At 42.8% G+C, this 14,851-nt stretch carries 13 protein-coding genes and 1 pseudogene; 10 read left to right on the top strand and 4 right to left on the bottom strand.

Annotation, left to right across the window (positions count from 1 at the left end; all coding sequences use genetic code 11):
• Window positions 1-145: 145 nt before the first annotated feature.
• The 4 genes from rimM to IM475_RS04070 all read left to right on the top strand — a co-directional run bounded on the left by rimM (window position 146) and on the right by IM475_RS04070 (window position 2,812).
• A complete protein-coding gene (gene rimM, locus IM475_RS04085) occupies window positions 146-724 on the top strand; it encodes a ribosome maturation factor RimM (RefSeq protein WP_287726769.1) in 579 nt (192 codons plus the stop codon).
• Between the two features lie 209 nt (window positions 725-933).
• Window positions 934-1,713, top strand: a complete 780-nt coding sequence (locus IM475_RS04080; protein WP_287726768.1) for an ABC transporter permease — start codon at window positions 934-936, stop codon at window positions 1,711-1,713.
• A gap of 75 nt (window positions 1,714-1,788) precedes the next feature.
• Window positions 1,789-2,253, top strand: coding sequence for a hypothetical protein (locus IM475_RS04075; RefSeq protein WP_287726767.1), 465 nt, complete (start codon window positions 1,789-1,791; stop codon window positions 2,251-2,253).
• A 64-nt stretch (window positions 2,254-2,317) separates the two neighbouring features.
• Window positions 2,318-2,812, top strand: coding sequence for a hypothetical protein (locus tag IM475_RS04070; protein WP_045362090.1), 495 nt, complete (start codon window positions 2,318-2,320; stop codon window positions 2,810-2,812).
• Between the two features lie 131 nt (window positions 2,813-2,943).
• Here IM475_RS04070 and cimA read toward each other — a convergent pair whose 3' ends face one another.
• Window positions 2,944-4,584, bottom strand: coding sequence for a citramalate synthase (gene cimA / locus IM475_RS04065; protein ID WP_287726766.1), 1,641 nt, complete (start codon window positions 4,582-4,584; stop codon window positions 2,944-2,946).
• 62 nt (window positions 4,585-4,646) lie between these two features.
• Here cimA and IM475_RS04060 point away from each other — a divergent pair, with 62 nt between their 5' ends.
• Window positions 4,647-4,982, top strand: a complete 336-nt coding sequence (locus IM475_RS04060; RefSeq protein WP_287726765.1) for a 2Fe-2S iron-sulfur cluster-binding protein — start codon at window positions 4,647-4,649, stop codon at window positions 4,980-4,982.
• A gap of 107 nt (window positions 4,983-5,089) precedes the next feature.
• Window positions 5,090-5,635 (top strand): hypothetical protein, encoded by a 546-nt coding sequence (locus IM475_RS04055; protein WP_287658616.1) that lies wholly within the window; start codon window positions 5,090-5,092, stop codon window positions 5,633-5,635.
• On the opposite strand, the gene sds is transcribed toward IM475_RS04055, so the two are convergent.
• Window positions 5,632-6,603 carry a solanesyl diphosphate synthase gene (sds, locus tag IM475_RS04050; RefSeq protein WP_287726764.1) on the bottom strand — a complete coding sequence of 324 codons (972 nt, stop codon included), beginning with the start codon at window positions 6,601-6,603 and terminating at the stop codon, window positions 5,632-5,634. The two genes, IM475_RS04055 and sds, sit on opposite strands and share 4 nt — an antisense overlap.
• A 299-nt stretch (window positions 6,604-6,902) precedes the next feature.
• Between sds and IM475_RS04045 the strand changes: the two genes are divergently transcribed.
• A complete protein-coding gene (locus IM475_RS04045) occupies window positions 6,903-7,598 on the top strand; it encodes an HAD family hydrolase (protein ID WP_002801790.1) in 696 nt (231 codons plus the stop codon).
• Here the strand turns inward: IM475_RS04045 and IM475_RS04040 are convergent.
• Window positions 7,595-8,215: a CPP1-like family protein gene (locus IM475_RS04040; protein ID WP_287726763.1), complete on the bottom strand. Its 621-nt coding sequence runs from the start codon at window positions 8,213-8,215 to the stop codon at window positions 7,595-7,597. The two genes, IM475_RS04045 and IM475_RS04040, sit on opposite strands and share 4 nt — an antisense overlap.
• An 86-nt stretch (window positions 8,216-8,301) precedes the next feature.
• Window positions 8,302-9,363, bottom strand: a complete 1,062-nt coding sequence (locus IM475_RS04035) for a CIA30 family protein (protein WP_287726762.1) — start codon at window positions 9,361-9,363, stop codon at window positions 8,302-8,304.
• A gap of 364 nt (window positions 9,364-9,727) precedes the next feature.
• Here IM475_RS04035 and IM475_RS23090 point away from each other — a divergent pair.
• From IM475_RS23090 to ftsH3, 3 genes and pseudogenes are all read left to right on the top strand, one after another.
• A pseudogene (locus IM475_RS23090) lies at window positions 9,728-9,829 on the top strand (IS30 family transposase); the annotation flags it as partial.
• Between the two features lie 26 nt (window positions 9,830-9,855).
• The gene (locus tag IM475_RS04030; RefSeq protein WP_287726761.1) at window positions 9,856-12,345 is read left to right on the top strand and encodes a tetratricopeptide repeat protein; all 2,490 of its coding nucleotides are present in this window, start codon (window positions 9,856-9,858) and stop codon (window positions 12,343-12,345) included.
• 528 nt (window positions 12,346-12,873) lie between these two features.
• Window positions 12,874-14,727: an ATP-dependent zinc metalloprotease FtsH3 gene (ftsH3, locus tag IM475_RS04025; protein WP_002763074.1), complete on the top strand. Its 1,854-nt coding sequence runs from the start codon at window positions 12,874-12,876 to the stop codon at window positions 14,725-14,727.
• Window positions 14,728-14,851 lie beyond the last annotated feature (124 nt).

The following is a 14,851-nucleotide window of genomic DNA, read 5'->3' as shown; positions in this document are numbered from 1 at the left end:
AGTAAAAAGGCACCAGTAAAAAGTCAAAAAATGGTCAGGAGTAGAGGTCAACTAAAAATTTTACCTTACCAAGACTTTTAAAATCTAGGAGCGAGACAAAAAAGGCTATATACTAGGGAAAGCTATAGCAAAAAATGTCGAGACAATGGAAGAAAATTGGCTAGAAATTGGGACAATAGTAGCACCCCAGGGACTGGAGGGAGAATTGCGAGTTTTATCGGTATCAGATTTTCCCGAACGTTTTCAGAAGCGAGGTATTAGGGGAATACAAGGGACCCAGGGGGGAGAAATCCAAGAAATTACTCTGCTCAGGGGACGTGAGCTACCGGGCAAAAATGTTTATGTTATCAAGTTAGAGGGGGTTGAAAATCGGGAACAAGCCGAAGCTTTGCGCGGATATAAATTATGGGCGAATAAACTAGAAAAACCTCGCCTAAAAGCGGATGAATATCATGTTAGTGAGCTAGTAAACTTAGAGGTTTATCATCACCTGACAGGAGAAAAAATCGGGGTTGTGGTGGATATTTTGTGGGCGGGTAATGACATTTTAGCAGTGCAACTAGAAGCAAATCTCGCCTCTGTCAAGAAAAAAAGTTCATCCTCCGACTCAGAGGCCCGGGCCCTGGTCCCCTTCGTCAAAGAAATTGTTCCACTGGTGGATCTGAAAGCGGCACGCATCGAGATCTCGCCACCACCGGGGTTATTAGAGATCAATTTATCCTAGGCTGATTCTTGATGGTGGATTTCGACAAAGATAAGGTAACACTGGAACGGTAAGGGTTATCTGCTGTTTTAGCTAACTTAACAACACCTAGTTATTTCTAGGGACTGCTAACCAACCGCGACAATTTTTGATTTTTAGAGAAAGTCCACTTTTGCCCCGGAAATGGGTAATCTCAAAGGGAAAGACAGATATTATTGTGATGAAAGGCTATGGGTATCAGCATCCTGAGAATCTGGGTGGTCGCAGCTAATGGTTTTCGCGAGGTTATTCGCGATCGCATTCTTTACTTTATCGGGTTTTTTGCCTTGTTGATGGCCTTCGCTTGGCGTTTATTACCGGAAATTGCGGTGGGAACCCATGAGAAAATCTTTCTTGACTTGGGATTAGCCGCTATCGGGTTATTAGGGGTAATTGTCGCGGTTTTTGTGGGTACAGAGCTAATTAATAAGGAAATTGACAAGAGAACTATTTTAGTTTTGATTCCCAAACCCCTGAGTCGGGCCGAATTTATCCTCGGTAAACACTTGGGTTTGTCCGGGGTTTTAGCGGTGATGTTGGGGGTAATGTTGGTGATTTACCTGCTGATGTTGCTGGGGATGAAAGTATCTTTTCAAGCTTTACCCCTGATTGTTTCGGTTTTCTATCTCGGTTTGGAATTAATTCTCATCGCGGCCGTGGCGATCGCTTTTGGGGTATTTACCAGTTCGATTATAGCCACGTTAATGACTTTTGGGGTCTATCTAATGGGTCACATCAGCAAAGATCTGATCCAATTGGGTATAATCAGCAAAAATGCCAATATCCTCGCTATCACCAAAAATATTTATCTAATTCTCCCAGATTTAGAGAGATTGAATTTTAGAAACGAGGCCGTTTATGGTTTGCTCCCTAGTGCTGATGTCTTAATCGGTAATGCCCTCTACAGTCTCGTTTATACTGGTCTATTATTGGGTATCTCCATCCTCATCTTTTCACGACGACAATTTTAAATGGCCTTGGCGAATCAAGGTATGAATCGCCGGTAGGAATGGTCAATATCGATTAGTTTATAGACATTATTAGCCATGAAATTAAAGGCCCAACTGCATATTTTAAGTCGAGAAGCGGTCAATTACGGACTGGCCACCGTGGTCATGGAAGAAGCGGTTAATCCTGTCCTCGCGGCCGTGGCCAGACAGTTAAAACATTTACAATACTATGTGGTTCAGAATAGCCAGGGTGATTGGTTACTAACCACTTTAGCCCATCGGCAGCAGCCGCAACAGGAGAAAAGGGTAATCTATGCCTTTGCTACGGAAAAAATGGCCATATCTGCTCAAAATACTGCTAATTCACCCCTATCAACGCTCCTGATTCCCGTAACCCATCTTTTATTCCAATTATTTGCCGTAGAAAAAGTAGATAGTATTATTTTTCTGGAAAATGCACACACCGCTCAAACAGGAAAAGAAATCTCCCGGACCCAATTAAAGGCCAATATTGAAAAACAACTGCAAAAACTAGCGGCAATTCCTCCCAATCTTGCTTAATTAGTTATCAATAGGGAAAAGTTAACTATCTGCAATTGCCTTTTTTACTCTCACTCACATTACCATGACCGAGCCAACCCGATTAAACTATCATGATACCTATTCTTGTCCCGTCTGTCGCCATGGTAAAATCGCCACTTTACCCCTAATGGAAGCCTATGCTTGCAACTTTTGTCAACACATTTTTACTGCTAATTTAGAACAACAGGTTTTAAAAATGGCCGATAGTCAATTACCCTTAACTTGGTATTGGAATGGTAAGTATTGGCAGGGTTTACCGAGAGAAGGCATGGAGATGGCAGGTTTTTACTTAATTATCGGTTTAGGATTTGTGATTTTTCCCACAGCAATTGTGGCTACGGGAGCCTATCTTTTTCCTCCGGTCGAGGGGAGTCCTTTGTCATGGGTGCCTCTATTTTGGTCGATTTTAACCTTTATTTGCCATGCTATTTGTTTACTCTGGTTAATTATCGAATATTATCAGTTTCCCGTTAATATGTATCTGCGGGCCCTAGCTCGTCGTTGGCAAAATTCGGTCGTCACTAGATTATTATCCTAGGAAACATTCAATCCCAGAAAGGGGAGCAGGAAGTGGAGAAGTGGGGTGTGAGGTGTGGGGGGATAGGAAGAATAAATAAAAATAATCTCCTGAATACTGACTCCTGATTACTGATTACTGATTACTGCTCCCTAAATTATTCCCAAAGGACAAAATTGACCCGATAATTCTAGTTTATTGTTTTGCAGCAGATATAAACCGTATTCAATTCCTTCTACTACTGCTTGATAGGAAGCTTCCAAAATATTACTAGACACTCCCACGGTTGTCCATCTTTGTTGACCGTTACTGGACTCGATTAAAACCCTAGTTTTCGCTGCCGTCCCCGAACCACTATCGAGGATTCTCACTTTATAATCGGTCAGGTGAAAGTTAGCAATTTCGGGATAGAATTTGACTAAAGCCTTTCTTAAAGCTCGATCTAAAGCAGCCACAGGCCCGTTACCCTCGGCCACTTCTAATAAATCTTCCTCTTTTACCCGTACTTTAATTGTAGCGATCGCATTATCACTATCCCGCAGCATATCACAATAAACTTGGAATCCTTTTAATTCAAAAAGGTGGCTTCTCTGTGCCAAAGCTTCCCGCATTAATAACTCAAAACTAGCTTCGGCTGCCTCAAATTGATAACCCTGACTTTCCAAGATTTTTAAACGTTCCAAAATTTGCCGACAGGTGGGATCATCTTTATTTAAATCGATGCCAAAACTGCGCGCTTTCGCTAACACATTACTTAATCCCGATTGGTCAGAAATGACGATGCGGCGCTGATTCCCGATCGCTTCCGGGTTAATATGTTCGTAGGTCAGGGGATTTTTCGCCACCGCAGAAACGTGAATACCGCCTTTATGGGCAAAAGCGGAACGTCCGACGAAGGGAGCGTGATCATCTGGGGCTAAATTGACCATTTCGCTGATTTTTCGGCTAGTTCCCGTCAATCGACCTAATTGATTTTCTTCTAGGCAAGAAAAGCCCATTTTTAACTGAAGATTGGGAATTAAAGTACATAAATTGGCATTGCCGCAGCGTTCCCCATAACCGTTAATTGTGCCTTGAATCATGCGTGCGCCCTCGTTAACTGCAGCTAAGGAGTTGGCTACGGCGGTTCCCGCGTCATTATGGGCATGGATGCCTAATTTAGTCCCATTTTCGTTATCAGGATCGATGCCCAATTGCTGCCGCACTTTCTCCACAATCGGGGCGATTTCTTGGGGTAAAGTGCCACCGTTGGTATCACAGAAAACTAACCATTCGGCCCCGGCAGCCCTGGCGGTTTTCAGGGTTAAAAGGGCGTATTCGGGGTTATTTTTGTAACCATCAAACCAATGTTCGGCATCATAAATGACTCGTCTTCCCTGACAGCGTAGATACTCGATCGTATCTCCTATCATGGCTAAATTCTCCTCCAGACTGGTTTTTAAGCCCTCTGTGACGTGCAGATCCCAAGATTTGCCGAAAATTGTCACCCAACGGGTTCTAGCGGCGAGAATGGCGGTTAACATCCGATCTTCCCGGGCCTCGATCTGGGGGCGACGAGTGGAACAAAAAGCGACTAATTCCGCTTGTTTTAGGGGTTCTTCGTGCAGTTTCCAGAAAAATTGACCGTCTCTAGGGTTTGCGCCCGGCCAACCGCCTTCGATAAAAGGAATACCCATTCGATCTAATTCCCTAGCGATTTTAATTTTATCTTCTAGGGAGAGGGAAATACCTTCTCGCTGGGCCCCATCCCGGAGAGTAGTGTCATAGACCCAAATGCGCTTACCATTGTTCATAGAAATAGTCAATAAGTGTTAATATTAATTAATAACTGTAGCAAGTTAAAATCACGCCCCTAATGCCTAGAATAACAGTTTACGGTCAAACAATCACCTGCGATCGAGGTGAAAATCTCCGTCGCATATTATTAAAACATGACATTTCTTTGTATAATGGCGGTTCCCAGTTAATCAATTGTCGCGGCATCGGCAGCTGTGGAACCTGTGCGGTGGCAATTGTGGGCGAAGTTTCTGCTATAAATTGGAGGGAAAAAGCGCGTCTTTCTTTACCTCCCCACAACCCCGATAATAACCGTCGTCTTGCTTGTCAAGTCAAAGTTTTTGGGGATATTGAAGTGACTAAATACGATTGTTTTTGGGGACAAGGAGACTCAGTGATAACTGATCAGTTTTGAGTTTTCAGTGAGCAGTATTAAGTGTTAAAGTGTTAAAGTATTAAGTGGCAGTTTTCTGCTGTGTTTTCACCGATTACTGTTTACTGTTTACTGATTAGGGTTATCAAATGAACGAGACAACAACTTTTCGGATATCACCAATAATTCGGGTAACTTTATTAAGTTTATACATAGCGTTAACCATCCCTTTACCCTTTTTAGCAAAAGTCACTAATTCCCCCGTTAATCCCAATTTTCTCTGGGTAGGAATTAGCTTAGGATTAATCGCTTTATACGGAGCTTTAAGTGAAAGAGTCATTTTATCAGAAACAGGGATACAAGTTACCTATCCCCAATGGTTTCCTGCTTTTCTTCGCTCTGGTTGGTGGTTAAATTGGACAGATATAAAAGAACTTAAATGTCGCAGTACGGGACAGGGTGGTTTAGTTTATTATTTCCTTGATCGCTCCGCGGAAAAAGCCTATTTATTACCGATGCGAGTAGTGGGGTTTAATCGCATGGTCAAAATAATCGAGGAAAAAACTAACTTGGATATGACCGATATTCGCCCCCTTTCTCAGCCTTGGATGTATGGAATTCTTTTTATTCTCACCCTATTTTTATTATTAGTCGATGCTTGGACTATTGCTACGGCGAGAACTATGATTCCCTAATAAATTCGGCTCAAAACATAATCTACTAGCTCGATTAACACGTCTTTTGAGGGAGAAGAAGCTAAACAGTCAAGGTGTTTTAAGGCACTTTGTCCATATTGAGCTGCTAATTCTTTTGAGCGAGGAATACCTTGGCCAGAGTGAATAAAATCAAGAGCTTTTTCGATGTCTTCTTCCTGACTAAATTCCCGCTCGATTAACACTTCTATATAGGGATTTTCCTCCATAGCAAAGAGAGCGGGAGCGGTGATATTGCCACTGATCAAATCGGAGCCAGAGGGTTTTCCTAATACTTCCGTGGGGGAGGTAAAATCGAGAATATCATCGACGATTTGAAAAGCTAATCCTAAATCACGACCATAATTATATAAATGATGATTAACTTCGGCCGATTGATCGCTTAATACCCCGGCTGCTTTGGCACTATTGGCAATTAAAGAAGCAGTTTTGTAGTAACTTTTTTCTAGATAAGCTTCTAAGGAGATACTGGTATCAAAGCGATTAATTCCCTGTTGAATTTCCCCTTCAGCAAAATCCCGGATCACTTCTGAGAGCAATTTTACCACTTCTAAATTATCTAAATTAGCTAGATACCAAGAGGATTGAGCGAAAAGAAAATCCCCCGCTAAAACCGCCACGCGATTGTCAAATAAACTGTTAACGGTGGGAACACTGCGCCGCAATTCTGCCTCATCTACCACATCATCATGGACGAGACTGGCAGTGTGAATCATCTCCGTGATTTCCGCTAATCGACGATGACGGGGAGTGATATCCCGGTCTAACATGGTAGCGCGAGACACTAACAACACGATCGCCGGTCGAACGCGCTTACCACCGGCCTCGAACAAGTGTTCTGCTGCCGCCGCTAAAATGGGATGACGAGCGCCGACGAGGTTTTTTAAGTTATCGGTCAAAAGACGGAGATCATCTTCAACGGGTGCGAATAAAGAAGTTGTTGGGATCATTGGTTAGCCAATTGGCGAGATAGTTACGAAAGTTTACATATCCTTACATTTATTTTAAGCTAACCGTCCAGACTAGGGAAGGGGAAGCATCAGTGATCAGTGATCAGTGAGGGGTTAGAGGTTGGGGTATTAGTTGAAATTTTCCCATTTCCCTACACCCCACACCCCACTTCCCACACCCTACACCCCACACCCCACTTCCCTCATCCCTAATTTTTTTCCCGACAAAACCCTTGTCATTGTCAAGACTCTAGGGTAACTTGTATATAAAAATTAATAAAGCGAGAAGTATTAGAGCGATGTTGAGACTAATTAGCGACTTTGACGGCCCGATAATGGACGTATCGGAGCGATATTACCAAGTTTATCAAGACTGTTTACAGAAAACCGCCTATAAAGGTCAAATTATCGGGGAATTATCGAAAGCGGAATTCTGGCAGTTAAAACGGGATCAGGTTTCTGAGAAGCGTATCGGCGAAATGTCAGGATTAGATGAAGATCAAGCGCGTAAATTTGCCCATCTTCGTCGTCAAACTGTCCATACTTTACCCTATCTTGTCCACGATCGCCCGGTGGTTGGTTCTTTGGAAACTCTCCAGAAAATCCAAGAGTTAAAGATCGATTTAGTCGTGATGACGATGCGGCGGGTATCCGAGCTAGATCATGCCTTTAATCGCCACGATATCGGTCGTTTTTTCGCCGCTAATCGTCGTTATTGTCTAAATAATAATTACACCAAAACCAACGACGTGCGCGACAAAACCCTGCTTATGGCTAAGGCCGCTAAGGAACTGCCGGCGGCTGCCGACACTTGGATGGTGGGGGATACGGAAGCGGATATTGCCGCAGCTAAGAGCCAAAATATTAAGGTTATTGGCGTATTATCGGGGATTCGCAGCCGTTCCCGTTTAGAGAGCTACGAGCCTGATTATATCGTCAATAACCTTGGGGAAGCAGTGGACGTGATCTTAGGCTCCCTACGAGCGATTGGTTAACGGAAAAAACTACTAATCACCCAAAAGATCAGAAAAGTGACGAGCGCATAAATTTGGCGATCACCGAAAATATTCAAATCAGCCTTGGCCGCTAAACTGGCTAATCCCGCTCCCAGAGCGACTCCTAGCACTAAACCAGCGAGAGTGAATAGTAAGGCGCGGCCAAAACGTTTTTCTTTGCGGTTGAAAAAATAGATATTAACGAAAACGCCAAAAGCTAAGAGCAGCGGTAAGAGGGAGCCACTGGGATCGGGAACTAACAGCGTTATTGCTCCTAAACAAGCGTAAATCACTGCTGGTACGCCGATATCCTGTGCAGAAGGTGTATCGATTGAGCTTTGCCACCAGTGAGGAGATTTGCTGCTAGTAACTGGTTTACTTTCCACCGGAATTGCCAGACGTTCGGGAAAACGAATGCGATCGGGTACTTTAATTCTACCCTCCTGTCGCATCCGCAGTCGATCCATGAGGACGGAATCGTAGGCCGCCTCGATCAATTCGACAATTTTGCTATCATTTTGATACTGTTGCACCAGTCTTTGTTTGGCCTCTTGAATTTCTTCAAAAGAGGATTCTTCAGTAACCCCAAGTTGTTCGTAGGGATTCTGTTCACTCATGAACATACCTCCTTAATTATGCTCCCGATAGTCATGATCTTAACCCGATGTTCTGTAGTTTAACTTGAGATCCAAGCTTATTTAAATTAATTAAGTTTAGCGAAAATCTGGGCAGAATCGATCGCTTCGTAGGGATAACCACTGGCATCTAAAAGGCTTTTTTCGGCGATTTCTCCTTCTTTAACGATAATTAAGCGGTTTTTGCCACCGTAGGCCTTAATTGTGACAATTTCTAAAGCAAATAACCCCGGAGAGAAACGGGGATTTAAGGCCCCATCGTACTCGAATTTACTCTGCATTAACTGCAAAGCATAGACGCTACTGCTATCAAAGGGTGCTGCCTCCCGCAGGGTTTTGGCCCGCAGCACTGGGATTAAATCGCCAAAAGGAATAGAAATCCTTTGCAGGGTGCGATCAAGTGTATCAAAAGAATAACAGTAACCGATGCCGTCCCAACGTCCTTCACAACGCAGAATTAATTTATAGCGTTTTCCGTCCCCTTCTACCTGTAATTCTATTCCCTCGTAGTTAGATAAATTTAGGGGAGGATTCAGGTTTCTGGTACGAACTGAGGCAAAACCGCCGTTATTTTCAGTTCTAACGATACCAGAAAAGAGCGCGCGTCCTCTAGTCAGGGTTATCTGACTCTCGCTCACTCCTCCCATTACCACATCATCCACCGCACCCCAGATTTCTTTTATATCACTGCTGGGATTGCTAAAGTCAAAGAGGGTTTTTTCGGCGGTTATTCCGGTATTTTTCAGTAAATCGAGTAAATTAGCTAAACTATGGCGGTTATTCTCCCCTTGACAGTAGATAATCTCATCAATCCCCGTGAATAATTGCGGGGTTTGCAGAGCGAATAAATCGACATTTTCAGCAAATAATTGACGTGCAGACTCGATATTATCGACTAAAGCGCGAATTTGATACTTTTGCTGCTGTAGTTGAGCGATTACCTTTCTACCGATCGCATTTTCGCCACCAATGACTAAAATAGTCTTCATTGCTTGCTCATTTGTTAGCTGAATTTTTTTATCTTCCCCGAAACCGAGCAGCTTTTGCAGACAACTCCAGAGGGGAATACTATCAAAATAGTCGAGAGTTTGCCAAAATCTCTGAAAATCCCAGCTTTTTGACTCAGCCATAAATTTTATCTCCTTACTGCCATTAATTTTTATTTTATCGAGTTAATTTGGCTGTTTGAGATCAAAAGCTCTCCTGTAAACCTCAAAAATCTTCCGTTAGGTGAGGAAAATCCGAGACAGGAACAGAAAAAAGACAAGAGACAACTATCTTACCCATAAAACCGAAGATGATGTCAAATTTATCTGTGCTTTTAGATATTTTGACCCGATAGCGTCTCGATAACTTACTTTGACAGGATATTAATTCTAACAAAAAATATTTTGGCCTTATTCGATTCCATACTATCTAAGTTTTTAAGCTCATTAAAACTACTAATTTGCCATAACCAGTCTAGAGAGCCAACGGGAGGAAGCTGCAAAAGTTGTGGAGTCAATTAACAACCATCCCCGAAAATGTCTTGACTATCGAACCCCCTTTGAGGTATTTTATCAAATACAATCGGATAGTGATGCAATTCAGATTTGAGTTTACTACAAATTTTTTTAATCATCATGCCACAACAATCCTTAATCCCTAAAACCCCCACAGATCAAGCCCTCCCCAATCCCACGGCACAAAATAGTTTAAATGTCAAGCTTTTTAGAAAAATATTTTTATTGTCTCCCCTGTTGTTTTGGGAATTATTTGGTTTAGCAGTTAGCTCGGTGAAAGCAGTAGAAAACCTACAATGTCCCGTTATTTCTAAGGAAGAAGTTGATACTAATGCTCTCAAAAGAGAAATTGCTAATTATTCGACCACTCTGCGAGTCTACCCTAGCGATCCTAGTACGATTAAACTTTATCTTCAACGGGGAATGGCGCGAGAAAAAATCAACGATCGAAACGGTGCGATCGATGATTTCAGTCAATACATTTGGTATAGTAATTATAATGCTCCTGGATTCAAAGATCGACAGTTACTAGCTCAAGCCTATTATCAAAGAGGTAAGTTAAAGTTAGCCATGGCGATAGAGGAAGAAAAAACCCCTATAGCCGAGGAAATCCCTGTTATTGAGGAAGAAACGCCTATAGTTGAGGAAATCCCTGTTATTGAGGAAAAAAAACCTATAGTTGAGGAAATCCCTGTTATTGAGGAAGAAACACCCCTTATTGAGTCAGAAAGGCCAATAAGGAAGCAGCATCAGCTAAAATTATTAGAAGCTGCTCAAGCAGATTTTCGGCAAGCCTTTAAATATAATCCCAATGAAAGTGAAGTTTACTTTAACCTAGCAAGTGTTGCGTCTTTGCTCGATCATCAATCCTTGGCTTTAGATTATTATCAGCGTTTTATCGGTTATGAAACTGAAAATTATCGCGGCTATTATCATCGAGGACAGCTATACTCTCGGTGGGGAAATTATGCAGAGGCTATCAAAGATTATGACCTGGCTATTTTATACCAACCCGATCTAATTGAACTCTATTATAATCGGGCCATAGCTTTAGAAAAGATAGGGAGAAAACGAGATGCTTTTAAGGATTATAAAATCGTTTTAAAATGCTCACCCAAACTATTTTTAGCCAAGAATAGTCCTAGCAGTTATCAAAACCGTGCCAGAGTACAAATTGAAATGGCTGACGAGGAAGTAGAATTAGCCAATTTATCGAATAATTCCCTTCAAGGATATCAAACAGCGATCGAGTATTATAATGGAGCCATCAAAGACTTAGCACTTGTCATCCGTATTAATCCCAACTACGATAAAATTCCCCATGCTAGAGCATTTATTAAACGGGGTTATGCTCACCTAAGACTCAACAATAATCAAGGGGCAATTCAAGATTATAACCAAGCAATTTATCTGCAACCCCAAGACGCAAAAGCTTATGTATATCGGGGGTTAATGCGAGCCAATAAATATCAAGAATACGCAGGAGCTTTAGAGGATTTTACTGCAGCAGTTGCACGAAATCGTCATGATGCAGCCGCTCACTATCATCGAGGATTAGTGCTGTATAAATTAGGGCGTTATCAGGAGGCAGTAGATAATTATAGTATTGCCTTAGCCCAAGATGATCGGATTAATATACCTAGTTTTACTTCTCGCTCTGTCTGTAGCGAAAATATCCAAGAATCTGCCGACAGAAATTATTTTTATGACTCCAGAGAACCCGATTTTCGTCCTAATTATAACGTCTCTTGTCATGCTCAAGCGCGGGGAGATGCTTATTTTGCTCTGAAAAATTTTGCCGCGGCCGAAAGAGATTATACTACTTATATAGTTGCCCATCCTAACGATCCAGAAGGGTATCATAAACGGGCCAATGCGCGTTTTGAAAAAGGGGATAAACAGGGAGCGATCGAGGATTATAATGTATTCCTACAAAAAGTCCGGGATGCGAGAATTTTCTATAGTCGTGGTAATAGTAGCGCTGACGTGGGAGATGACCAAGGAGCGATTACAGATTATCTGCAATCTTTGAGCATTAATCCTATCGATGTGACAGTGTATAGTAATCGGGGAAATGCACGCACCGATACCGCTACTATTCCCGATAATGTACAAGTAACACCGAGAATATCGGCCAATCCGATCGCCTATAATAATCGTGGTATTATTCGACGACAAACTGGGGATAAAGAGGGTGCTTTAGAGGATTTAGATAGGGCAATTAGATTGAATTCCAATAATCCGATCATCTACAATAACCGGGGAGTTATTCGCTTTGATTTGGGAGATAATGCCGGAGCTTTGGAGGATTTAAATATCGCTATTGCTCTCCAATCTAACTACGCTGAAGCTTACTATAATCGAGGTTTAGTTAAGGAAAAAATAGGCGATAAGAAGGGAGCGATCACTGATTATCAATTAGCAATTACTTATCAGCCAAATTATGGCGAAGCTTATTATAACTTGGCTCTTGCCACCTACGATGATAAAAATCCTAGTAGTCGAGTAGCGAGCCTTAACTATTTGCAAAAAGCCGCTAATGCCTTGATAAAAACTGGTAATTTAGAACTGTATGAACGCGCAGTAGAATGGATGTTAAAAATGCAGTAATTTGTCTAAAAAATAAGCTCATTTTTGACAAAGGCTTCAAGACTTTATCATTGATTAGCTTTCTTGCATAATCAATTTTTGGGGGTTCAAAAGGCTCCCAGTAAAGAATCTGGCAATTCTCCCCCCGAAAAAGAAGGCTAGAAACTAAGTAAATCAAAGCTTTTAGCTGAACAAATTATACTAAATCCGTTGAGTATAGTTTACTTATGAGGAGAGGCACTCATGCAAGAGGCACTCATGCAAAACGGAGAATAAATAATCAGTTTTTAATAACCAGATTTAGTATTAGGTTTTAGATTCGTCCCTTGTTATCAGTTATCAGCTTTTTTCACCCCCGCTCCCCGCTGCCCCGCAACGCGCAAGAAGTGGTCTCCCCCACTGCCAACCCCCAACAGCTAACCCCCATTGAGGACTAGAACGGGCATATTAAAAAAAAACCTGTCCACTGTTCCTGAGAAACGTTAACATAAATTAACAACCCCTTAACAACCGATAAGATCATCCTCAATTTATCAGGAGTTCGACAGCGTGAACAAAAACGGTAATAACAAAAAATGGCGCAATGCGGGACTATATGCCCTATTGTTAATCGTAGTCCTTGCCTTGGCCTCAGCTTTCTTCGATCGCCAGCCAGCAGTCCAACAAACTTGGAAGTATAGTGAATTTTTACAGGAAGTACGCGAAGGTAAAGTAGAAACCGTGCGCTTAAGTGCCGACCGGCAACGAGCGATCGTACCCACCCAAGATGGTGCAAATGTATTAGTTAACCTGCCCAACGATCCGCAATTAATCAACATCTTGGCAGAAAATAACGTTGATATTTCCGTACTGCCCCAAAGAGAAGAAGGAGTATGGGTAAGAGCCTTCAGTAGCCTATTTTTCCCCATATTGCTTCTTGTTGGTCTATTTTTCTTGCTCCGTCGCGCTCAAAGTGGTCCTGGCTCCCAAGCGATGAACTTCGGCAAATCGAAAGCAAGAGTACAGATGGAACCCCAAACCCAGGTTACTTTCGGTGATGTGGCCGGGATTGAAGGGGCAAAATTAGAATTAAACGAAGTGGTGGACTTCCTGAAAAATGCCGATCGCTTCACGGCAATTGGGGCAAAAATCCCCAAAGGAGTCCTTTTAGTCGGTCCTCCGGGGACAGGTAAAACCCTGCTCGCTCGCGCAGTAGCTGGAGAAGCAGGAGTCCCGTTTTTTAGCATTTCCGGTTCGGAATTCGTGGAAATGTTCGTCGGGGTGGGTGCTTCTCGCGTCCGCGACCTATTTGAACAAGCGAAAGCGAATGCACCTTGTATAGTTTTTATCGATGAGATTGATGCTGTCGGTCGTCAACGGGGCGCCGGTTTAGGGGGGGGTAACGATGAACGGGAACAAACCCTCAACCAATTATTAACGGAAATGGACGGTTTTGAAGGTAATACAGGTATTATCATTATCGCCGCCACTAACCGCCCCGATGTGCTGGATGCCGCTTTATTACGTCCGGGTCGTTTCGATCGCCAAGTAGTGGTAGATCGTCCCGATTACGCTGGTCGTAAGGAAATCCTTAATGTCCACTCCAGAGGCAAAACTTTGGCTCAAGACGTGGATCTCGATAAAATTGCCCGTCGTACCCCCGGTTTTACTGGTGCCGATCTAGCTAATTTGCTCAACGAAGCCGCAATTTTAGCGGCACGTCGCAACTTAACCGAGATTTCCATGGATGAGATCAACGATGCGATTGATCGTGTCCTAGCAGGCCCTGAGAAGAAAAATCGCGTCATGAGCGAAAAACGCAAAACTTTAGTGGCTTACCATGAAGCTGGTCACGCTTTGGTGGGTGCTTTAATGCCGGATTACGATCCCGTCCAAAAAATTAGTATTATTCCTCGCGGTCGCGCTGGGGGTTTAACTTGGTTCACTCCCAGCGAGGATCGCATGGAATCCGGGTTATATTCTCGCGCTTATCTGCAAAATCAGATGGCTGTAGCTTTGGGGGGTCGTTTAGCTGAAGAAATTATCTTCGGTGAGGAAGAAGTGACTACGGGTGCTTCTAATGACCTGCAACAGGTGGCACGAGTAGCGCGGCAAATGGTAACTCGTTTCGGCATGAGCGATCGCCTCGGACCGGTGGCCTTAGGTCGTCAAAATGGTAATGTTTTCCTAGGTCGTGATATCGCTTCCGATCGAGATTTCTCCGATGAAACTGCGGCAGCTATTGACGAGGAAGTGCGTAACCTAGTGGAACAGGCCTATCGTCGCGCTAAAGAGGTTTTAGTCAATAACCGCGCCATCTTGGACCAGTTAGCGCAAATGTTAGTGGAAAAAGAAACCGTGGACGCGGAGGAGTTACAAAATATCCTCGCTAATAACGATGTGAAAATGGCGGCTTTAGCTTAAGTTTTGTAACATTTTCTTGACAAACAGCATCCTGATGGGTGCTGTTTTTTTTGTTCAACGAAAATTAATGACAAACTTAATTTCTTGCTGATAAGCTGTTAATCGGGTGCATCTCAATTTTTGT

This window comes from Microcystis sp. M061S2 (genome assembly GCF_020245605.1).
Lineage (GTDB): Bacteria > Cyanobacteriota > Cyanobacteriia > Cyanobacteriales > Microcystaceae > Microcystis.
The sequence above is the reverse complement of the archived record's forward strand: the minus strand, read 5'-3'. Positions and strand labels throughout refer to the sequence as shown.